This window comes from Rhodospirillaceae bacterium (assembly GCA_016712715.1).
GTDB lineage: Bacteria > Pseudomonadota > Alphaproteobacteria > Dongiales > Dongiaceae > Dongia.
Genome location: JADJQM010000003.1, coordinates 133,276 through 153,204, shown reverse-complemented (window position 1 = coordinate 153,204; position 19,929 = coordinate 133,276). Strand labels below are relative to the sequence as shown.

17 protein-coding genes, 1 tRNA gene and 4 pseudogenes are annotated in these 19,929 nt (G+C 60.2%); 18 read left to right on the top strand and 4 right to left on the bottom strand.

The window, feature by feature from the left end:
* The first annotated feature begins 84 nt into the window (after positions 1–84).
* Entirely contained in the window at positions 85–1,296 is a 1,212-nt protein-coding gene (locus tag IPK59_18540; GenBank protein ID MBK8160670.1) for an MFS transporter, read from the top strand.
* On the opposite strand, the gene IPK59_18535 is transcribed toward IPK59_18540, so the two are convergent.
* Positions 1,255–1,545, bottom strand: coding sequence for a DUF1330 domain-containing protein (locus IPK59_18535; GenBank protein MBK8160669.1), 291 nt, complete (start codon positions 1,543–1,545; stop codon positions 1,255–1,257). The genes IPK59_18540 and IPK59_18535 overlap by 42 nt on opposite strands.
* Positions 1,546–1,753: 208 nt before the next feature.
* Here IPK59_18535 and IPK59_18530 point away from each other — a divergent pair, with 208 nt between their 5' ends.
* From IPK59_18530 to IPK59_18495, 8 genes and pseudogenes are all read left to right on the top strand, one after another.
* Complete coding sequence (locus IPK59_18530) at positions 1,754–2,857, top strand: type III polyketide synthase (protein MBK8160668.1); 1,104 nt, start codon at positions 1,754–1,756, stop codon at positions 2,855–2,857.
* Between the two features lie 6 nt (positions 2,858–2,863).
* A complete protein-coding gene (locus tag IPK59_18525; protein MBK8160667.1) occupies positions 2,864–3,586 on the top strand; it encodes a methyltransferase domain-containing protein in 723 nt (240 codons plus the stop codon).
* A gap of 17 nt (positions 3,587–3,603) precedes the next feature.
* Complete coding sequence (locus IPK59_18520; GenBank protein MBK8160666.1) at positions 3,604–4,743, top strand: NAD(P)-binding protein; 1,140 nt, start codon at positions 3,604–3,606, stop codon at positions 4,741–4,743.
* Positions 4,744–5,089: 346 nt separating this feature from the next.
* Complete coding sequence (locus IPK59_18515) at positions 5,090–5,650, top strand: thermostable hemolysin (protein ID MBK8160665.1); 561 nt, start codon at positions 5,090–5,092, stop codon at positions 5,648–5,650.
* Positions 5,610–7,214: an AMP-binding protein gene (locus IPK59_18510; GenBank protein ID MBK8160664.1), complete on the top strand. Its 1,605-nt coding sequence runs from the start codon at positions 5,610–5,612 to the stop codon at positions 7,212–7,214. Before IPK59_18515 ends, IPK59_18510 begins: the two co-directional genes overlap by 41 nt.
* Positions 7,195–7,856 (top strand): annotated as a pseudogene (locus IPK59_18505) (iron-containing redox enzyme family protein). Before IPK59_18510 ends, IPK59_18505 begins: the two are co-directional and overlap by 20 nt.
* Positions 7,853–8,683 (top strand): SDR family oxidoreductase, encoded by an 831-nt coding sequence (locus IPK59_18500; protein ID MBK8160663.1) that lies wholly within the window; start codon positions 7,853–7,855, stop codon positions 8,681–8,683. Before IPK59_18505 ends, IPK59_18500 begins: the two are co-directional and overlap by 4 nt.
* A 1-nt stretch (position 8,684) precedes the next feature.
* A pseudogene (locus IPK59_18495) lies at positions 8,685–9,334 on the top strand (hypothetical protein).
* Between the two features lie 422 nt (positions 9,335–9,756).
* Here the strand turns inward: IPK59_18495 and IPK59_18490 are convergent.
* Entirely contained in the window at positions 9,757–10,332 is a 576-nt protein-coding gene (locus IPK59_18490) for a hypothetical protein (protein ID MBK8160662.1), read from the bottom strand.
* A 189-nt stretch (positions 10,333–10,521) separates the two neighbouring features.
* A tRNA-Ser gene (locus IPK59_18485) sits at positions 10,522–10,611 on the bottom strand.
* Positions 10,612–10,748: 137 nt separating this feature from the next.
* On the opposite strand from IPK59_18485, the gene IPK59_18480 reads away from it, so the two are divergent.
* The 9 genes and pseudogenes from IPK59_18480 (at position 10,749) to rsfS (ending at position 17,951) form a co-directional block, all read left to right on the top strand.
* On the top strand, positions 10,749–11,771 hold the full coding sequence (locus IPK59_18480) for a hypothetical protein (GenBank protein ID MBK8160661.1): 1,023 nt from the start codon (positions 10,749–10,751) through the stop codon (positions 11,769–11,771).
* A gap of 197 nt (positions 11,772–11,968) precedes the next feature.
* A complete protein-coding gene (gene rplU / locus IPK59_18475) occupies positions 11,969–12,283 on the top strand; it encodes a 50S ribosomal protein L21 (protein ID MBK8160660.1) in 315 nt (104 codons plus the stop codon).
* Positions 12,284–12,316: 33 nt separating this feature from the next.
* Positions 12,317–12,589, top strand: a complete 273-nt coding sequence (gene rpmA, locus IPK59_18470) for a 50S ribosomal protein L27 (protein MBK8160659.1) — start codon at positions 12,317–12,319, stop codon at positions 12,587–12,589.
* 96 nt (positions 12,590–12,685) lie between these two features.
* On the top strand, positions 12,686–13,120 hold the full coding sequence (locus tag IPK59_18465) for a VOC family protein (protein ID MBK8160658.1): 435 nt from the start codon (positions 12,686–12,688) through the stop codon (positions 13,118–13,120).
* Complete coding sequence (gene obgE / locus IPK59_18460) at positions 13,117–14,184, top strand: GTPase ObgE (GenBank protein MBK8160657.1); 1,068 nt, start codon at positions 13,117–13,119, stop codon at positions 14,182–14,184. The genes IPK59_18465 and obgE overlap by 4 nt, the downstream gene beginning before the upstream one ends.
* Positions 14,185–14,214: 30 nt before the next feature.
* Positions 14,215–15,355, top strand: a pseudogene (locus IPK59_18455) (glutamate 5-kinase).
* Positions 15,356–15,364: 9 nt separating this feature from the next.
* Complete coding sequence (locus tag IPK59_18450; GenBank protein MBK8160656.1) at positions 15,365–16,648, top strand: glutamate-5-semialdehyde dehydrogenase; 1,284 nt, start codon at positions 15,365–15,367, stop codon at positions 16,646–16,648.
* 32 nt (positions 16,649–16,680) lie between these two features.
* Positions 16,681–17,273, top strand: a pseudogene (locus tag IPK59_18445) (nicotinate-nucleotide adenylyltransferase).
* A gap of 345 nt (positions 17,274–17,618) precedes the next feature.
* Positions 17,619–17,951, top strand: a complete 333-nt coding sequence (gene rsfS / locus IPK59_18440; GenBank protein MBK8160655.1) for a ribosome silencing factor — start codon at positions 17,619–17,621, stop codon at positions 17,949–17,951.
* A gap of 3 nt (positions 17,952–17,954) precedes the next feature.
* Here rsfS and IPK59_18435 read toward each other — a convergent pair whose 3' ends face one another.
* Positions 17,955–19,646: a Kef family K(+) transporter gene (locus IPK59_18435; GenBank protein MBK8160654.1), complete on the bottom strand. Its 1,692-nt coding sequence runs from the start codon at positions 19,644–19,646 to the stop codon at positions 17,955–17,957.
* Between the last annotated feature and the right edge of the window lie 283 nt (positions 19,647–19,929).

Here is a 19,929-nt window from a genome sequence, read left to right as displayed (position 1 = left end):
GTTAGAGTAAGAAATTTGCCTATTGTAAGTGAGATTATAACATAGTACGGCAATTGTATAAATTGACAAAACATAGTTAGTTTCATGTCCAGTAACAATGTGATCCAATCCTCCAGCGGCAGCCTGTTGATCTTGATGTGCGGGATCGCCGCGGTTGGAATCCAAGCCCTGATGCTCTCGCCCCTGCTGCCGGACATCGCAGCCGCTTTGCACGCATCGCCGCGGGAGATCGGCTTTGCAACCGGCGCCTACGGCGTTGGCGTTGCGTTGGCGGCGTTGTTGGCCGCCCCTCGGCTCGGTCAGTGGCGCAAGGCATTGGCGATTCAACTCGCCTTTGCCGTCATGGCGCTGGGTCTCGCACTTTGCGGCCTCGCCTGGGATTGGCGTGTTCTGGTGGCTGGGCAATTCGTGACCGGACTCTCGGCAGGGATCATCCTGCCGGCGACCTATGGCCTTGCCGCGGAATTGTCGGCACCCGAGATGCGTTCGCGCGCCATCGGCAAGGTGATCTTCGGCTGGTCCGTTGCCATGGTTGGCGGCATTCCACTCGCTGCCTTCCTGGCCGACCTCCTCGATTGGCGCAGCACATTCGGCCTCATTTCCATGGTCAGCATGGTCATGGTGGCCGTGGTCGGCCTTGTTCCACGCGGCAGCGGCACCATCGCGTCGGAGCGCATTTCCTATTCGCAGGTGTTCAGCGTGCCGGGGATGAAGCTCTGCCTGATCGCGACTTTTGCCTACATGATCGGCTTCTATCAGACCTATACTTTCATCGGCGATCATGTGCGCAACCTACACCAGGCCGGTGCCTGGCTGGGTGGTGTGGTTGCCTGTTCCTACGGCATTGGTTTCGGTTCCGCCATTCTGTGCAATTCCTGGCTGGATCGGCTGGGTCCAGTCCGGGTCATGGCGCTGTCGCTGTTCGCGGTCGGCCTCAATTACGTGATCCTGCCCTTTGCCATGTTGGCGATCTGGTCGGTGTTCCTGTTCCCCTTCGTCTGGGGCCTTGCCAACCATGTCTGCATGAACGTGCTGGTCTCCTTTATCAGCACGGCGCCGCCGGCGGCGCGCAGCACCGCAATGGGGCTCTTCTCGTTCATCACCTATGTCGCCGTGGGCCTTGGCGGCGCCATTTTCGGCACCGTCTACACGCTAGCCGGGTTCCGGACCGTCTCCTTCGCGGCAACGGCCACGCTCTGGTTCGCAGCGTTGCTGGTGGCTCTGCTGCTCAAGCGCCAGATGTCGGGCTCCGCATCAGTCCACCCCATCGACAACAATGAACTGGCAGCGCGTTGATTTGAGACGGTAGGGCAAAATTCGCTGGTATTCCGGTGAGTTATACCAATCCTCGGCAATTTGGCGGCTGGGAAACTCCAGCATGGCAATCCGTTCGAACGGCATTTCGCCTTCCAGGGTGGTAAACTTGCCACCGCGGACAAGGAACTTGCCCCCAAAGGCATTGATCGTCGGCATGACCTGTGACCGATAGATCTCGAATAGCGCTGGATCGTCAATATGCTCGTAGACGATACAATAGGCGGGCATCTGTTCTTCTCCGTGATGTGGCTGCCATCAGAGCTAATATGTGATGGTGCGATCGTAAAGTGAACCATTTCACTCGGCAGCCATTGATTGTCAGCTACGTGTAGCGCGCGAAACCGGAGTCCCACCCCAAGATTGGGCTCGGACGAGCGCCAGTCGCTCAGATCGAACAGTCAGTATTGGCCAGAAAGCAGAGACAGCCGTGACAAATATGAAGACAGTCGCCAAAGCTCACATCAATCGCATCGGTATCGCGGTGCCACCCCATGATGTCCACGAGGGCTTTCTCGCCCACGCCCGCCATATGCTGGGGAACCTGGATCGTATCCGCTTGTTCGATCGTGCTGCTCGGCGCAGCGGGATATCTCACCGCTATTCATTCCTGCCGGTTGGGAGCGACGTTCTCACGGCAGTCGATGGCGTGCGGTTCTATGAACACGGCAATTTCCCCACCACGGCGCGGCGTATGGAGCGCTATGCGCCGGACGCGCTGGCTTTGGCTGGGCAGGCGATCGATGGCCTGATGCTCGACCGGAAAATGGCGGGCATAACCCATCTCATCGTCGCATCCTGCACCGGCTTCAGCGCGCCGGGCCTCGATCTGCAACTGGCGCATCGGTTGGGACTCTCAATCAATGTTGAGCGACAGATGATCGGCTTCATGGGTTGCTCCGCGGCGATCCCCGCATTGCGCGCGGCACATCACATCATTCGCTCCGAACCCATGGCGCGCATCCTTGTGGTCAACCTTGAACTTTGCACGCTGCATCTTCAGGAGACAGACGATCTCGAAGCCATGCTGTCTTTTCTCTTGTTTGGGGATGGCTGCGCTGCTGCCCTGATATCCAGCGAAGAGAGCGGCATCGCGCTTGAGGATTTCAGATCGGTCATCATTCCGGAAACGGCGAATCTCATTACTTGGCAGATTGGCGATCAGGGTTTCGACATGTATCTGTCAGGTGAGGTTCCGAAGCGGATCAGCCAGTCCTTGCGCCAGGAAATGGGGCGCGAAGGGCCTGATGGACTGTTGCGCGGGGAGGGAACCCAGGCGGTCGACCTCTGGGCCGTTCATGCCGGCGGTAAGAGCATTCTTGATGCTGTCGAGCATGGGTTGTCGCTGGCCGCGGACGCGCTTGACCATTCGCGCGCCGTGTTGCGTGACTATGGCAACATGTCCTCGGCCACCATCATGTTCGTGCTGGAGCGGATGCTGCGCAAGCCAAAACTCCAGGCAAGCTCTCTGTCTCGTGGCATGGCCATGGCCTTCGGCCCCGGCATGGTGGCGGAGACGGCCCGATTTTCCCTCGCGGCATGACCGGCCATGGACTTTGCCCAGCGCAGCACGCTCCCGGAGCTTATGGATACCGAGATCGTTACGGCCGATGATTTCGCGGCCTGCCTAGCAGATCTTGCGACCGTCAATCGCCTCACGATGGCGAAGCAGCCGACTTTGTCCTGGCTGGCTGCAGCGCTCCGCCCGCTCCCAGCCGGGAGTGCCATCACGGTTCTCGACGTCGGTTTCGGCCAGGGCGATATGCTGCGAGCCATCTGGGAAATGTGCCAACGGCGCGGCTTGAAGGCCGAATTGGTGGGTGTCGATCTCAATCCGCTGAGCGTAGCCGCTGCGAAGCGGGCAACGCCGTCCCATATGCAGATCGACTACCGAACAGGCGATGTGTTTGCGTTGCCGGCGTCGCCGCAGTTCGACTTCATCATCTGCTCGCTCCTGACGCATCACCTGTCGAATGACGAGGTGGTCTCGTTCTTGCGTTTGCTGGAAGGTCAGTCGATCGGCGGATGGTTCATCAACGACCTTCATCGGCATCCTGCCCCATATCACATTTTCCGGTTGATGGCTGGGATCGCTGGCTGGCATCGATTCGTGCGCCACGATGGTCCGGTCTCGATCGCTCGCAGCTTCCGTCGCGGGGATTGGGAGGCGTTCCTGAGGCTAGCCGGTGTATCAGCGACAATTCGCTGGCACATGCCGTTCCGCTATTGCGTGAGTAGAATGAAACTCGATCATTCTTCGAGAGGGCAATGAGGGCGACCCGGAAGCCATTGGTCATCGCGGGCGGCGGCCTGGCCGGGGCCGCGGCTGCCTGCCTTCTGGCGCGGGCCGGAAGGGCCGTCTGCGTGATCGAACGTGAACGAAGTGCCAAGCACAAAGTATGCGGGGAGTTCCTGAGCTACGAGGCTCAACACTATCTTTCCGAGTTGGGCCTCGATCTTGCGAAACTCGGCGCTATTCCGATCGATCGCGTTCGGCTTTTGCATCGGAAGCATGCCATTGGTGCTGACTTGCCGTTCCGCGGCATGAGCTTGTCGCGTCATGTGCTGGACGAGGCGCTGCTGGAGCTGGCTACCAGCCACGGTGCCGAAGTGATACGGGGTCATGTCATTCGGGAAATTGATCTGACGGGGGAAATGCGACTTGTTGTGGATGAGATCGGAGAAGTGCGCCCCGAGGCGCTGTTCCTCGCCTGTGGCAAGCATGAAATCCGTGGGGCTGGGCGCAGGTCATCCGCAAGGCCGAACGACCTGATCGGGTTGAAAACCTATCTCCGTTTGGCGCCGGATCAGGTCGATGCCCTGCGGGAGCAGGTTGAAATCATCCTGTTCCGTGGCGGCTATGCAGGCTTGCAGATGGTCGAGGGCGACCTCGCCAATCTTTGTCTGTTGATGCGACGCAAGCGTTTCGACGAGGCTGGTCAGGATTGGATGAGTCTCATCGCAAGCCTGAAACTGGAGACCCTCCAATTGCGCGACCGGCTGATGGGTGCTGTCGAGGAACTGGAGCGCCCGCTGGCCATCTCGCGCATCCCCTTTGGGTTCGTTCACCATCCGAACAACTGTGACAACAGTGCCTTCTTCCGCCTCGGTGATCAGCTGGCGGTGACGCCATCCTTCACTGGCGATGGCATGTCGATCGCTTTGCATACGGCATTTGCTGCATCAGAGGCCTGCCTCATTGGTGAGGCCGCGGAAGTCTACCATCGCCGGATGCGTGCGGAGATTGGCCCGCAAGTCGCACGTGCGGGCATCCTTTCAGCTGGTATGCTTCACGATGTCGGGCAGGTGGCCATCATGGCTGTAGCGCGAGTCATCCCGTCCCTGCTGCGGAGCGCTGCTACAGTAACGAGGATTCCCTCGATTTCAGGGCGAACGTTGCCAACGAGATTGTGCACCGTCGCAGACTGATCAACGCGCGCACCTTGCTCGTGTTCAGAGTCCAATCCCTTGTCAGGATAAAGTCAGCTAGCTGAGCGTTGAAGACAGCGTTGAAAGCTGTCGCCATTCACTTACCCGTGAATGATCGAGAGTCGTGCTTGAGGTCAATGCGTCGCATCTAAACCGACAGCGATCCGTCAGCATGCCCGGCCTAAGGTCCCGTCGCGCAACAGACGACGCCCGTGGTCTAGAGACCATTCACTTTGCGTGACTGTGGGGTGAAGAGATCGATGCGTCGCGAAAAGACGAGGACAGGGAAATGTCAGTATTGCCAAAATGGCCCCAAGGCACTGAAGGGTCAGTCCTTCGGGAGTGCATGGGAACGGATCGATCTCGCACTGAAGAACTTATCCGCGGCCGCTTCCGAAAGTCATATGGCGCAGATCTCCACACATTGATGCCACGCCTGTTCACGATGGCAGATGGTGATGGCCAGCTGGTTTGTGCATTTGGCTTGCGTGAAGCCGCCAAGGAGAGGCTGTACATGGAACAATACCTGGATCAGCCCGTCGAGAGTGTTATCGCGGAGCGTGCATGCAGATCCGTTGACCGGTCGCAAGTGATCGAGGTCGGCAACTTGGCTTCCATGCCCGGAAACGCCCGATCATTGATCGTGACGTTGACCCGATATCTTTATAACGCTGACTTTCATTGGGTGGTGTTTACTGGCGTTACAGCGCTGCGGGCGGCATTTTCCCGACTTGGCCTTCAACCCATGATCCTTGCCGCGGCTGAGCCAAGCCGCCTCGAACCGGCCGACCTGGCAAAGTGGGGCGACTATTTCACAGCCGCACCGCAGGTGATGGCTGGCGATATCCGGAATGGCTATCGCATGCTTGAAGCGACAGCGTCGTCGGGCCCGGTGTCATGGCGGTGACGCGCGGGAGCCCCCGGATTCCCTGACAGCCCTGGGTCAATGGGCATGTTCGCGGCCGAACGGAATCGCAGTTCGTACGGAGCGACGTGACGTTAGCTTCAGTGAGTTGCAGCAGATGGTCACTGAGGCAGCATCCCTTTTGGATGCAGCATCCTGCAAGAGATGCGCAATCTTTATGGACAATGGGCTCGGCTGGATTGTCGCCGATCTGGCGCTCCGAAAGGCAAACTGCGTGTCAGTACCGCTGCCTGGATACTTCTTGGAGGCACAGATCGATCATGTCTTGCGCCGTGCGGGTGTTGATCTTGTTGTTACGGACGTGCCCGAGCGTCTGGGACGTCTGGCCATGGCCAGACTGATTCCATCGCAAACGACACTGGGCAAAGACCTCGAGTTGCAGCGGGTGCGGCTGTTCCGACTCGATCACAAAACAGGCGATGCGCATCCGTCTTTGCCACCGCATGCACGGAAACTCACTTTCACATCCGGGACAACCGGCCAACCAAAGGGTGTTTGCCTCAGCGATGCTGTTATTGACAGGGTCGCACACACGCTTCTGGTTGCCACTGAGGGCATTTCCCATGATCGGCACCTCAGCATCCTGCCCTATCCCGCGTTGCTGGAGAATATTGCAGGCATCGATGTGACGCTGATGGCTGGTGCCGAAATCTGTGCGCTGCCACTCGCCTCTCTGGGGTTCACCGGTTCCTCCGGCCTTGAGCCACAACATTTGATAACGGCGCTGGATCGCTATCAGCCGAGCAGCATCGTTACGGTACCGCAGATACTGAAAGTTCTTATGCAGATGGTGCACAAGGCATCATGGCGACAGGACTATCTGCGCCATGTGGCAGTAGGCGGCGCGTCATTGCCGCTGGGTGCCGTGGAACAGGCGAGGGGCCTGGGATTGCCGGTCTTCGAGGGCTATGGACTGTCTGAATGCGGCTCTGTCGTTTCTCTGAACACTCGCACTCACAATCGTCCCGGCAGCGTCGGGCGTGTAATGCCCCATTGCGATGTGAGGTTGGCAGAGGATGGTGAAGTGTTGGTCGACGGTTCGAGCGCTGTGGGCTATCTCGAGCCAAACGGCGACGTGTCAGATCTGGCGTCGGGCCCGATTGCAACCGGTGACATCGGTCGCTTCGATGACGACGGCTATCTCTATCTGCTTGGGCGTAAGAAGAACATGTTCATTACCGCCTATGGCCGAAATGTTGCACCCGACTGGGTCGAATGCGAACTCACCGCGATGCCGTCCATCGGCCAGGCCATTGTATTCGGCGAGGCTAGGCCCTGGAACGTTGCGGTGATCGTACCGCGGTCAGAGGCGCTGGCAAAGGGCAACGACGCTTGTCGAGATCTGGTGGCGGGAGAGGTCGCAGCCGTCAATGATCGTCTGCCTGACTACGCCAGGATTCGGCGCTGGTTGACGATCGATCAGCCATTCCTCACGAGCAATGGTCTGATGACTTGGAATGGTCGCCTGCGCCGTCAACAGATAGCCGCCATCTATCAAAATCGTATTGATTTTTTGTATGAAGAGGATGCCGCAGATGTTTTTTGAGGAACTGGTCGCTCGCACCGAAGGGGAACGACAGGCGCTGTTCGAAGTGCCGCTGATTCAAGATGCCTTGCGCGGCGATGTCACACGCGAAAGCTATCTCGATTTCCTGGCGCAAGCTTATCATCATGTGCATCACACAGTACCCTTGCTGATGGCGTGTGGCTCGCGTCTGCCCGATCGGATGGGTTGGTTGCGGGACGCGATCGTTGACTATATTGATGAAGAGACCGGCCATGACGAGTGGATTCTGTCAGATATAGATCACGCCGGCGGCAATTCGGCGGCCGTACGCAAAGTCCCCCCAGCCATGCGACCGAGGTGATGGTCGCCTATGCCTATGATGGTATTCTACGCCGCAATCCGGTCGTGTTCTTCGGTATGGCGCATGTGCTGGAGGGTACCAGCGTACAATTGGCGAGTCAGGCTGCAGATGTCCTGCACAAGGCGCTCGCACTTCCGGCCAATGCCTTCACCTATTTGGCGTCCCACGGCACACTCGATATTGAACATACCAAAGTGTTCGCCAGCCTCGTCAACCGCTTCGATCAAGGCGACGATCAGGAGGCGGTCGTGCATGCGGCCAGGGCCTTCTATCGCCTCTATGCCGATGTATTCCGTGGCATTGACCGGTCGCCGGCATGAACTCGCGACCGCACGTCCTGATCACAGGCGCCACCGGCGGCATCGGGGCGGCAATAGCTCGCCGACTGGCTGGCATGAAATGTGACCTCACTTTGATTGCGCGCGATCCGGAACGTTTGGCTGTACTTGCTGACGAACTGCGGCATGAGGAAATCACCGTAACCGAGATCGCCATGTCTCTCGGGACACAATCAGATTATCCGGAACTTCTGCAACGCGTGTCCAACAGCAATCGTCCGATCGACATCTTGATCAACAACGCAGCCATCAACTGGTTTGGTCATTTTGCGGATATGCCGGATGAGGATATCGACGGGCTGATTGCCACGAATGTCACGGTGCCGATCCGCATGGCCCGCGCGGCGCTGGTCGGCATGCGGCGGAGCGGGCGTGGGATCATTGTCAACATCGGTTCTGTCTTCGGCAGCATCGGTTTTGCCGGGTTTCCGGTCTACAGCGCCTGCAAGTTCGCCTTGCGCGGATTTTCAGAAGCTCTGCGTCGGGAACTTAGTGGCACCGGGGTCAAGGTTGTCTATATCGCGCCACGCTACACGAAGACCGCATTCAACGACGGAGCGGTTGACAGGATGGCGCGAGCGACCGGCATGACAATGGATGCTCCAGATGCCGTGGCAAGACGCATTGTTGAGGCGATCGTCAATCAACGCCCGGAGACGCTTATCGGCTGGCCGGAGCGGGCATTTGCCAAGCTGAATGCCATAATTCCCCGGCTTGTTGATCGTGGCCTCAGCCGGACGAACCGTAAGATCCTGGCTCATGCACCAGAAATTGCTACCCGACATTTACTTGAAGAGGAGCGTAGTTAAGATGAACATACGTCAATTGATGATACACTTGGCCGTCATTGTGCCGTTGGGGGGATTGGCCGGAACGGCATTCGCCGGAGATGACCAGGCGAGTGTACTCCTCGCTCTGCAGCATCGTTGGGCGACCGCCAATTACCAGGTTCCAGAGAACGAACGTGAGGAGGCCTTCAAGGCGCTCGTCCCAATGGCCGATGGCGCTGTCCAGAAATACCCGCAATCTGCGGCGCTATTGGCGTGGCGCGGCATCATCCTCAGTACATATGCCGGTGCCAAGAGAGGGCTGGGCGCGCTCGACCTCGCCAAGCGGGCGCTTCAATCGTTGGAGGCCGCAGCAGAAATCGATGAGAAGGCAATCGGCGGCGGTATCGACACGTCGATTGGCGCACTCTACTACCGGGTGCCGGGATGGCCTTTGGGCTTCGGCGACGACGACAAGGCCGCCGAGTATCTGACGAAGGGCCTAGCCTTGAATCCGGCCGGAATTGATGAAAACTATTTCTTTGCCGATTATCTGATAGAGCAGGGGGAAAAGGAGAAGGCTGCGCAATACTTGCAGAAAGCTCTTGCCGCCGCCCACGGCCCGATCGTCTAGACGCCGATGCGGGACGTCGCCAGGATATAGCAGTCGCGATGGCGAAATTGGCAGACTAGAATCCGAAACGAATCCATCCTGGCTCGGCGCCGCTGGCAAGATTGCGCCAGCCAGGAATGGGGACGTGAAGCGCTTGATCAGGATTGATGGCGGACGGAGGGGGCGTAGAGGACGGCGCGATCAGAGCACGAGGAACTGCTTCACCCGGCGAACCTGCTCTTCCAAGATATGCTTGCCGAGGCTGATCTAGCAGCCCTTCGCCTGCGGGGCGAGCAGGCAGGCCGTGCGATCAATCAATGCCGCGCCGGCAGCAGTCTCGGGCCTCTCTTCATGAGGACTGACAGGCGCAGGCTCGCCGCGCAGGTGCTCCTTCTTTGCAGCAATGCGGTCGTCTCCCAGCTTCCGCGTATGGTTGCGTGGACAGCGCTTCAAGTTTGCTACTTTTCTGCACGTGACACATTGTAGTAGCGCTTCAGTTAGCTCAGCGTTTTATGGTGCGTGACTTCTTGGAGTTCGAGAATGTTGGGTGGAATTTCGCGAGCATAGTGATCGCGGTGTGCCGGAGATCGTGATTTGTCGACTTGCCCTTAAGCTCGACTTTCTTTTCACCCTCTGAGTCGGTCTCCAAGACAGCACCGATTGCGATTTTATCGAGATCCCGATCCAGTTCGTCGTCTTCAATGTCTCCCTCGGTGTCGCCGGGGTCGCGATAACCTGATCGGATCGCCGCATTGCGGTGAGCCATGGTCACCAAGTTCGTATTGAAGCCACCTTCGGAAGCTGGCAAATCTGGGTCGCCGAAGACATAAACGTCCCTGCGCTTTGGAGCTACATCCATCAATTCGAATGCCAGCGCCTCCGCTTCCGGAAGAGGCGCCACATCGCGCGCAGTGCCGTTCTTAGTTTCCGGAAGATGCCAGATGTATCCTTCATCTTCCTTCTTAAAGTCCTTGTCGTCGTCGCCGCGATTTGCCGCCTTGGTTTCGACGACCCATCGGCCAGCTTCGAGATCGGATTCTGGACCGATGAAGAGCTTTTTCAGCTTGTGGCCGCGCATCCGGACCTTGCCCAGATGCTTGGGCTGTCCGTCCTGTGTTTTTGCCCCGGTAACTTACGTCGGATGGCAGCTTGCGCTTGGCCATTCCTCAAAAACCCTTTTGTCCCGGATTGTCCCAGAAATCGATGGGCGGCTCTCGGAACAGTCGTTTAAAAAGTGTGAGGAAAGCGGCTGTTTACAGCGGTGCGATGGCGGAGGGGGTGGGATTCGAACCCACGGTACGCTTGCACGTACAACAGTTTTCGAGACTGTCCCAATCGGCCACTCTGGCACCCCTCCGCAGGGATCCGGGCAATCCGGGCCGTTTGACGCGCGCGGAACCTAACGAAGTGAATCAGTCTTCGCAAGCCCGGCTTGACCCCATTCACAGTTAACGCCGATCCTCTGGCCAGAAGCCCGGAGGAGGGGCTGTGAACATGGCCCCTGCCAAATTACCGATCATCCCGGTGGTCGATCTCAAGCATTTGAGCTTCGACCATCTGGCGACATCCGCGCCCGAGAAGGTGTTGCTGCTGGCAGCCGCCGGTCGCGCCCTCGTCACGGGACCGGTCCAGGCGCTCATGGATTGGCGCTCCAAAGCCTGGCTCGCCCGGAATGTGACCCCTTATAAGGTGGAGATCGACCGGGTTGCAGCCATTCCAGGGGTATCCGGTGTCTACGCCCTCAATATCAGTACCGAATGGGCCTGTTCCAGCATGGTCCATGGCGGGCGCTTGATGCGGACATTGGATTGGCCACTTCATGGCATGGGACCTAGTCTCACCGTGACGCGGCACGACTGTCCCCTCGGGGCCTGGTGGCAGGCGACTTGGCCGGGCTTTGTGGGGGTGCTGACCGGACTAGCGCCGGGGCGCTTCGCTGCCTCCTTCAACCAGCCGCCGATCCGGAGAGTGACCTGGATAAGGCCTTTGGATTGGATTTTTGAGCGTGTCCGTGTCGGCCGGCGACAGGCCATTCCGCCCACCCATCTCCTGCGTCAGGTATTTGAAAAGGCGTGTAATTTTGACGAAGCGCTGGCGCTGCTGCGGGATACCGAATTGTCGATGCCGGCCCTGTTCAGCCTGACTGGCGCCGATGGCCAGTCGGTCGTGGTCGAACGGCTGGAATCGAGTTATCGGCTGCGCCCTGGCCCCGTCGCCATTTCCAATCATTGGCCGGCTTTGCCAGGTGTGGCCAAAGCCTGGCCGCCCGGCTGGAAGCGCGGGGTGGATAGTGCCGGGCGGTTCCGGGATGCCTGTGTCCTGGCCCGAGAGATGGCGGCCTTGCCGGCAGATTTCGACTGGCTGCGCTATCCTGTTCTTAATAAATACAGCCGGTTAGCTGTCATGATGGACTGCGTCGCCGGTGATATGGTGGTGCTGGGCCTGGAACAGTCTGGCGACAGCGCTGTCCCGGCCACCCAGATTCTGCGGCTTGAGGGCCTGAAACCAAGGGCTTAGGGTCAGTTACAGCGCCTTCGGAAAGCGCACCGGGTGGACAATATTCGCCGCGAATCCGGTTGACAGGCAGGGGCGATAACGTCTATTTCCCACCTCGAACGGGTCGCCCTTCGGCGGCCCGAAGCTTTTGGCATGAAATGGCGCTGCGCGGCCCGGTGTTTAGATCCGACCCGCGACCCGCCTCTAGGACGGCAATTATGTTTGCAGTGATCAAGACGGGCGGCAAGCAATACAAGGTCGCTACCAACGATATCATCCTTGTTGAGAAGCTCGAGGCCGAAGCGGGTTCGAGCGTCACCCTGGGTGACGTGCTGATGGTCGGCGAAGGTGGCAACATCACGGTGGGCGCGCCCAATGTGGCTGGCGCCTCGGTGACGGCCACGGTGCTGGAGCAGCGCAAGGCCGACAAGGTTCTTATCTTCAAGAAGAACCGTCGCCACAACTACCGCCGCAAGCGCGGCCATCGTCAGTTCGTGACGGTGCTCAAGATTGAAGGCATCAAGGCGGCCTGAGGGCCGACCTGATCGAATTAGGGAGAATTCCAAATGGCACATAAAAAAGCCGGTGGTAGTTCGCGCAACGGTCGCGATAGCGCTGGCCGTCGCCTGGGCGTGAAGAAGGCCGGCGGCGAAGTCATCGTCTCGGGCAACATCATTGTCCGTCAGCGCGGCACCAAGGTTCACCCCGGCCAGAATGTCGGCATCGGCAAGGACCACACCCTGTTCGCTACGGCGGCGGGTCGTGTGACGTTCAAGACCGGCGTTGGCGGGCGTACCGTCGTGTCGGTGCTGCCTGTGGCACTCCCGGCAGCCGAGTGAGCCATTTGCGCCCCTGAGGGCGCGGCCATTCGCTGAAGCGGTTTAAAAGGGGAATGGCGGAAACGCCATTCCCCTTTTTCGTTTTTGGAATTGAACATGAAACCGAGCGAGTTTGCCTATAACGCCCTGGTGCCCGAACTGATCTGCAGCGATTTCGCGCGGTCGCGGGCGTTCTATGTCGATCTGCTGGGTTTCCGTCCGGCCTATGAGCGGCCGGAAGATCTGTTTGCCTATCTCGAACGCGGTGCGGCACAGCTCATGATCGAGCAGTTCAGCAATGAAGGTTCGTGGCTCACCGGCGAGATGGCGCAGCCCTATGGCCGCGGCATCAACTTGCAGATCGAGATCGACGATCTCGATAACCTCGCGGCAAAAGTAAAGCGGGCTGGCATTGCCTTCTATCGAGAGCCTGTCGACCGCTGGTACCGGGTCGATGAACATGAGACCGGCCAGCGCCAATTCCTGGTGCAGGACCCTGACGGATATTTGCTGCGCTTCTGCCAGCATCTTGGTGAAAGACCAATACAATGAAGTTTCTCGACGAGGCCAAAATTTTCGTGAAGTCTGGTGATGGTGGCGCTGGCTGCGTCTCCTTCCGGCGCGAGAAGTTCATCGAATTCGGCGGGCCGGATGGCGGCAATGGCGGGCGCGGTGGCGACATCATCGTCGAGGTCGTGGCGAATCTGAACACGCTGATTGACTATCGCTATCAGCAGCATTTCAAGGCGCGTCGCGGTTATCACGGCAGCGGCAAGAATCGCACCGGCCCCGATTCCGAGACCATCGTCATGAAGGTGCCGGTCGGCACTCAGATCTTCGATGAAGACAAGGAAACGCTGCTGTTCGATCTCGTGACGCCCGGTCAGCGCGTCGTCTTGTGTCGCGGTGGCGATGGCGGATTCGGCAATGCGCATTTCAAGACCGCGACCAACCAGGCGCCGCGCCTGGCGGGACAGGGCTGGCCAGGGGAAGAGCGCTGGATCTGGCTACGCCTGAAATTGATCGCCGATGCGGGACTTGTCGGCCTGCCCAATGCCGGCAAGTCTACCATGCTGGCCGCCGTGTCGCGGGCCAAGCCGAAGATCGCCGACTATCCATTCACCACGCTGAAGCCGCAGCTCGGTGTTGTGCATGTCGATGAGCGGGAATTTGTGCTCGCGGACATTCCAGGTTTGATCGAGGGTGCTCATGAAGGGGCAGGCCTCGGCACAAAGTTCCTTGGCCATGTCGAGCGCTGCCGTGTGCTGCTCCATCTCATCGACGGGACCCAGGAAGATGTGGCCGGCGCCTACAAGACCATCCGCACCGAGCTGAAATCCTACAGCACGATGCTCGCCGCCAAGCAGGAACTGGTTGCCCTCAACAAATGCGATGCGCTGACCGAAGAGGAAATCGAAGAAAAAGCTGCCGCGCTCAGGAAAGCCGCGAAGCTCAAGAAAGGGCAAGTGGTCTACCGGGTGTCGGGGGCTGCCGGCATGGGCGTCAAGGAATTGATGCGCACCATGCTTGGAATCATCGATACTGACAAGGCGCGCGAAGCGGAAGCGGCGAAGGATATGAGTCAGGGCATCGAAATCGATGCTGGCGACGCCTAAAGGGTCAGTGAAGCGCGAGGGGGCGCTGACATGAGTGACAAGAAGAAGGTATCAAGAAAAGAGCGATCGCTCGCCAGCGCCAAGCGCATCGTCGTCAAGATCGGCTCGGCGCTGCTGGTCGATGACGAGACGGGTGGTATTCGCCGCAAATGGCTCGATGCGCTCGCCGATGATGTCGCGGCCTTGCGTGCCCAGGGCAAGGAAGTGCTGCTGGTATCATCCGGCGCCATCGCCGTTGGTCGCCGCCATCTCGGGCTGACCGATGGTGTCCTGCGCCTGGAAGAGAAACAGGCGGCTGCCGCAACCGGCCAAATTCGCTTGGCTCATGCCTATCAGGAAACGCTGGCGCGTCACGGTATCACCGTGGCCCAGGTCCTGCTCACCCTCGACGATACCGAGGAACGGCGCCGCCATCTCAATGCGCGCTCGACCTTGGCGACGCTGCTGCAGATGGGCGCTGTGCCCGTCATTAATGAAAACGACACCGTGGCCACCAGCGAGATTCGCTTTGGCGACAATGACCGCCTGGCTGCGCGTGTCGGCGCCATGATCAGCGCGGATACGCTGGTGCTGCTTTCCGACATCGATGGCCTCTACACCGCCGATCCGCGCAAGGACAAGTCGGCGGCCTTTATCGGCGAGATCACCGAGGTCACGGCCGATATCGAAGCCATGGCCGGCGTGGCGCCGGCCGGTTATTCGTCGGGCGGCATGGTCACCAAGATCGCCGCAGCCCGCATCGCCATGTCGGCCGGCTGCCGCATGGTGATCGCCAGCGGCAAGGAGATGAATCCGCTACAGGCGATCCTCGATGGCGGCACCTGTTCCTGGTTCCTGCCGGCGAGCGGTCCAGGCCGCGCGCAAAAGCTGGATCGGCGGTTCGCTGAAAGCCAAAGGCAAGCTCGTGGTCGACGATGGCGCCCTGGCGGCATTGAAGGGCGGCCGCTCCTTGCTGCCTGCCGGAATCACCCGGGTCGAAGGCCGCTTCGAGCGCGGGGATGCCGTCTTGGTGGTCGACAATGCCGGGAATGAGATCGCTCGCGGCCTTGCCGCCTATGACGCCGCCGATGCCAAGCTCATCATGGGCCATAAGTCGAAGGAGATTGCGGCCTTGCTCGGCTATCGCGGCCGTGATGAGATGATCCACCGGGATGATCTGGTCGTCAGCTAGGGACAACAAATGACCGCGCTCAAGAAGGATGTCGGTGGCGATTCGTTGATGAACGAGATGCTGGCGCTGGGCCGTGCGGCCAAGGCGGCCTCCACCAAGCTTGCCCAGGCACCGCGGGAGAAGAAGGACCTGGCGCTGAAAGCCATGGCTGCTGAAATTCGCGTGCAGTCGGCGAAGATCCTTGCCGCCAATGAACGCGACATGAAAGCGGCGCAAGCGCGCGGTCTTTCCAGTGCCTTGCTGGACCGGCTGCTGCTCGACGCAAAGCGGGTCGAGGCCATGGCGTCGGGCCTTGAGGAAATCGCGCAATTGCCGGACCCGGTCGGCCGCTCGCTCGGTGCCTGGGACCGTCCCAACGGATTGAAGATCGAGCGCGTCTCGGTGCCGCTCGGTGTCATCGGCATCATCTATGAAAGTCGGCCGAATGTGACAGCGGATGCCGCGGGCCTCTGTTTGAAATCGGGCAATGCCGCGATCCTGCGCGGCGGGTCGGAAAGTGCGCATAGTGCTGCCGCCATCCTCGATTGCCTGCAGGAAGGTCTTTGCGCGGCCGGCCTGCCGAAAGCTTCGGTCCAGCGCCTGCCGACCACCGACCGCGCCGCCGTCGGCATCATGCTCGGCATGACCGAGAGCATCGATCTCATCATCCCGCGCGGTGGCAAGGGCCTCATCGAACGCGTCGCCAATGAAAGCCGCATCCCGGTGCTGAAGCATCTCGACGGTATCTGCCACACCTATATCGATGGTGAAGCCGACCCCGAGATGGCGCGCAAGATCGTGGTCAATGCCAAGATGCGCCGGACCGGCATCTGCGGTGCCACCGAAACATTGCTGATCGACCGGCCGGCGCTCGCCTTTGCGAAACCGATCCTCGACGATCTCATCAAGGCCGGGTGCGAATTGCGTGGCGATTCGGCGATCCAGGCCCTCGATAAGCGTGTTGCACCGGCGTCACCGGAAGATTGGGATACCGAATATCTCGATGCCATCCTGTCGGTCCGCGTGGTCGACGGTGTGGATGGTGCCATCGAGCATATCGAGCGTCACTCCTCTCATCACACCGAAGCGATCGTCACCAGGAACGCGGCGACGGCCGCGCGCTTTCTCAACGAAATCGATTCCGGCATCGTGATCTGGAACAGCTCGACCCAATTCGCGGATGGCGGTGAGTTCGGCATGGGGGCCGAGATCGGCATTTCGACCGGCAAGCTCCATGCCCGCGGGCCGGTGGGGGCGGAGCAGCTCACCTCCTATAAATACATCGTGCGCGGCGACGGCCAGGTACGGCCGTAAGCGTGGGCACGGTCGCGCGCAAGATCGGCATCCTGGGCGGCTCCTTCAATCCGGCCCATGACGGGCACCGGGATATCAGCCTGGCTGCCTTGGCTTATCTCGGCCTCGATGAGATCTGGTGGATGGTGGCACCCCAGGATCCTTGAAAAGCAGCACCGGCATGGCTTCGTTTGAAGCCCGGATGGCGGAAGCGAAACGGGTGGCGCATCACCCGCGCATCCGGGTGACGGATATCGAGCGCCGTTTCGGCACCCGCTATACCGCGGATACCCTCCGGCACCTCACCCGCAAGTTCGCCAACTTTCGGTTTGTCTGGCTGATGGGGGCCGACAACCTTGCCGGCATGGACCAGTGGAAGGATTGGCAACAGATCTTTCATCTGGTGCCAATTGCGGTTTTTGACCGTCCGACATATACTTACCGTGCACTGGCCGCTAAGGCGGCACGGCGATTCGCCTGTTTTCGGGCGCGGGAGCAAGCAGCCCGAACGCTGGTTACGTCGCCACCGCCGGCGTGGACGTTTGTGCATCATCGATTGAACCCGATCTCTGCCACCGAAATTCGCCGTAGGCGGCTTTGGGGCGAGACAGGTCCACGGGCGGCAGAGCCGACGATGCCCCGATGATTTCTATCCCATGACGCCGGCTTGAGGAGGATTAACGCCATTTCCGAAAAGAACACCGCGGTTCGCCGGAAGACCGCAACAAAAGCGTCCGGCACCAGCAAAAGCAAACCCGCCACGAAGAAGGCCGCGCCGAAGAAGGCATCTGCTCCCAAGGGAGCGAAGGCTGCTGTCAAGAAGACGCCAGTGAAGTCCAATGGCGTGAAGTCCAAGGTGGCGACAAAATCCAAGACGGCCGTGAAGTCGAAAACCGCTGGCAAGAAGCCCGCGGTGAAGGCGATTGGCACAAAGTCTATTGTGCCGACGGCATCCCGGCCGATCGACCAATGGTCGCGCAATCTCCTGAAGATGGTCGAGAAGTCCCTGGATGCGGACAAGGCCGAGGACATCGTGACGATTGATCTTTCCGGCAAATCGGCCATCGCCGATTACATGGTGATCGCCACCGGTCGCAATACGCGGCAGTTGGCTGCCATGGCGCATCACATTGCCGAAAAGCTTGCCAAGGCCGGGGCGAAGCCGATCGGCATCGAAGGCATCAGCCAGGGTGACTGGTGCTGGTGGACGGCAACGACATCATCATCCATCTGTTCCCGGCCGGATGTGCGCAAGCTCTACAGCCTGGAAAAGATGTGGGGCATCGACCAGCCGGAACCGGAAACGCTGCAGGCTGTCGGCTAAGACCTAGCCAGCTGTTTGAGGTGGCGCTGAACTGATGTCGGCCTGATTCCCGAAGGCCGTGCCAAGCATGCCTTGGGCGATCGCCTCCGCACCCACCACGATGCGGTCGGCACCGTGGAGCTTGAGATGGTCGATCTCGTCGCTGGAGAAGGCGCGGGCGATGATCTCCAGCGATGGATTGGCGGCACGCGCCTGCTCGACGGCTTGACCTGCCTCGAACGCATTGTCGATCGCCTCGAACAACCGCCTCGCGCCGGCTATATTGGCAGCCGTGATGGCTTCCGGATCGGCGGCATTGGCGGCGATCACCTCGATCCCGTCCGCCCGCAGGCGCTTCAGGGCGTTCGCCCGGTCCTCGATCACCAGGAATGGCAGCCCTGCCCGGCGCAGGTAGTCGATGAGCGCGTTGCCGACCCGGCCACCCCCCACAATGACGGTGTGATGCGATAGGCCGGTGGTGACGAGCTGGTCCGCGGAGGCTCTAATTTCCTGAGCCTCGATTTTTTTCCCTTTGAGGCGATCGATGGCGGCAAAGAGGACCGGATTGGCCAGGATGGAGAGGATGGCGCCGGCCAGAATGAGGTCGCGCCCCTCCTGAGGAAGCAGCTTCAGTTCGACGCCTAATGCCGCAAGAATAAAGGAAAATTCGCCGATCTGCGCGAGGCTGGCCGAGATGATCAGGGCCGTGCCGGTCGGATGCCGGAACAGCCGGACGAGGAGGAAGGCCGCGATCGATTTCCCGAAAACGATGATCCCGAACGTGGCTGCGACTAGAAATGGGCTGGTTATGAGGATGTTTGGGTCGAATAGCATGCCAACCGAGACGAAGAAGAGGACCGCAAAGGCATCGCGCAGTGGCAGGGATTCTTCGGCGGCCCGGTGGCTGAGCTCGGATTCTGCCAGCACCATGCCGGCAAAGAAGGCGCCGAGTGCAAAGGACACGCCGAACAGGGCCGCCGCACCAAAGGCGACACCCAGCGCGATTGCCAAGACAGCAAGCCGGAACAGCTCGCGCGAACCGGTATGGGCGATGTAATGCAGGATCCAGGGAATGACCCGCCGCCCGACCACCAGCATGAAGACCACGAAGGCCGTGACCTTGCCGAGCGTGATCAGCAGTGGCATCAGGAAATCGGCGCCACCCTCGGAACCGGTTGCCTGGCCCTCGGTAAAGGCGGCGGCGATGGGCGGCAGCAGGACGAGGACGAACACCATGACCAAGTCTTCGACGATCAGCCAGCCGATGGCGATGCGGCCGCGATCCGTGTCCAGGGCATGGCGTTCCTGCATGGCGCGGAGCAGGACCACGGTCGACGCCACCGAGAGAGCAAGGCCGAAAACCAGGCCGCCGGCCATCGGCCAGCCGAGCGCCCAGGCCAGAGCCCAGCCCAGCAATGTGGCGAAGGCGATCTGCACGACGGCGCCGGGCACGGCGATGGCGCGCACCGAAAGCAGGTCCTTCAATGAGAAGTGGAGGCCGACGCCGAACATCAGCAGGATGACGCCGATCTCGGCCAGCTCCAGCGCCAGCCCCTGATCGGCGACATAGCCGGGGGTGAAGGGGCCGACGATCACACCGGCCAGCAGGTATCCCACCAGCGGCGAGATGCGCAGCCGGTGCGCCAAGGTGCCGAAAACAAAGGCCAAGGCAAGGCTGCCGACAATCGTGGCAATGAGCGGCGTGGCGTGCGGCATAGTTCACGTCGCAGGTTCGTTGCATGGATGGGTGAGGAGGGCGAGGGTCCCGGACCAAGCCCTTGCCGCATATGGGGATTCAGGGGGCGGATATCAAGGTTTGGGAATGATTGTCGGTGGCAAGGAAGGCCCCCTCACCCTGACCCTCTCCCGCGAGGGGAGAGGGAAAGAGATCTGCCGGCAATAAACAGTCTGGCCGCGTGATCTCACCGGAATCGCGTGGCAAAAGCCCCTCTCCCCTCGCGGGAGAGGGGTCGGGGTGAGGGAGAAGGTGACGGGTCGG

Bases quoted from the DNA above. Each gene is read 5' to 3' on its own strand.
- obgE (MBK8160657.1), top strand. From the start codon at position 13,117: ATGAAGTTTCTCGACGAGGCCAAAATTTTCGTGAAGTCTGGTGATGGT.
- IPK59_18490 (MBK8160662.1), bottom strand. From the start codon at position 10,332: ATGCGCGGCCACAAGCTGAAAAAGCTCTTCATCGGTCCAGAATCCGAT.
- IPK59_18500 (MBK8160663.1), top strand. From the start codon at position 7,853: ATGAACTCGCGACCGCACGTCCTGATCACAGGCGCCACCGGCGGCATC.
- rpmA (MBK8160659.1), top strand. From the start codon at position 12,317: ATGGCACATAAAAAAGCCGGTGGTAGTTCGCGCAACGGTCGCGATAGC.
- IPK59_18480 (MBK8160661.1), top strand. From the start codon at position 10,749: ATGGCCCCTGCCAAATTACCGATCATCCCGGTGGTCGATCTCAAGCAT.
- IPK59_18450 (MBK8160656.1), top strand. From the start codon at position 15,365: ATGACCGCGCTCAAGAAGGATGTCGGTGGCGATTCGTTGATGAACGAG.
- IPK59_18530 (MBK8160668.1), top strand. From the start codon at position 1,754: ATGAAGACAGTCGCCAAAGCTCACATCAATCGCATCGGTATCGCGGTG.
- rplU (MBK8160660.1), top strand. From the start codon at position 11,969: ATGTTTGCAGTGATCAAGACGGGCGGCAAGCAATACAAGGTCGCTACC.
- IPK59_18515 (MBK8160665.1), top strand. From the start codon at position 5,090: ATGGGAACGGATCGATCTCGCACTGAAGAACTTATCCGCGGCCGCTTC.
- IPK59_18525 (MBK8160667.1), top strand. From the start codon at position 2,864: ATGGACTTTGCCCAGCGCAGCACGCTCCCGGAGCTTATGGATACCGAG.
- rsfS (MBK8160655.1), top strand. From the start codon at position 17,619: ATGGTCGAGAAGTCCCTGGATGCGGACAAGGCCGAGGACATCGTGACG.
- IPK59_18465 (MBK8160658.1), top strand. From the start codon at position 12,686: ATGAAACCGAGCGAGTTTGCCTATAACGCCCTGGTGCCCGAACTGATC.
- IPK59_18535 (MBK8160669.1), bottom strand. From the start codon at position 1,545: ATGCCCGCCTATTGTATCGTCTACGAGCATATTGACGATCCAGCGCTA.
- IPK59_18435 (MBK8160654.1), bottom strand. From the start codon at position 19,646: ATGCCGCACGCCACGCCGCTCATTGCCACGATTGTCGGCAGCCTTGCC.
- IPK59_18540 (MBK8160670.1), top strand. From the start codon at position 85: ATGTCCAGTAACAATGTGATCCAATCCTCCAGCGGCAGCCTGTTGATC.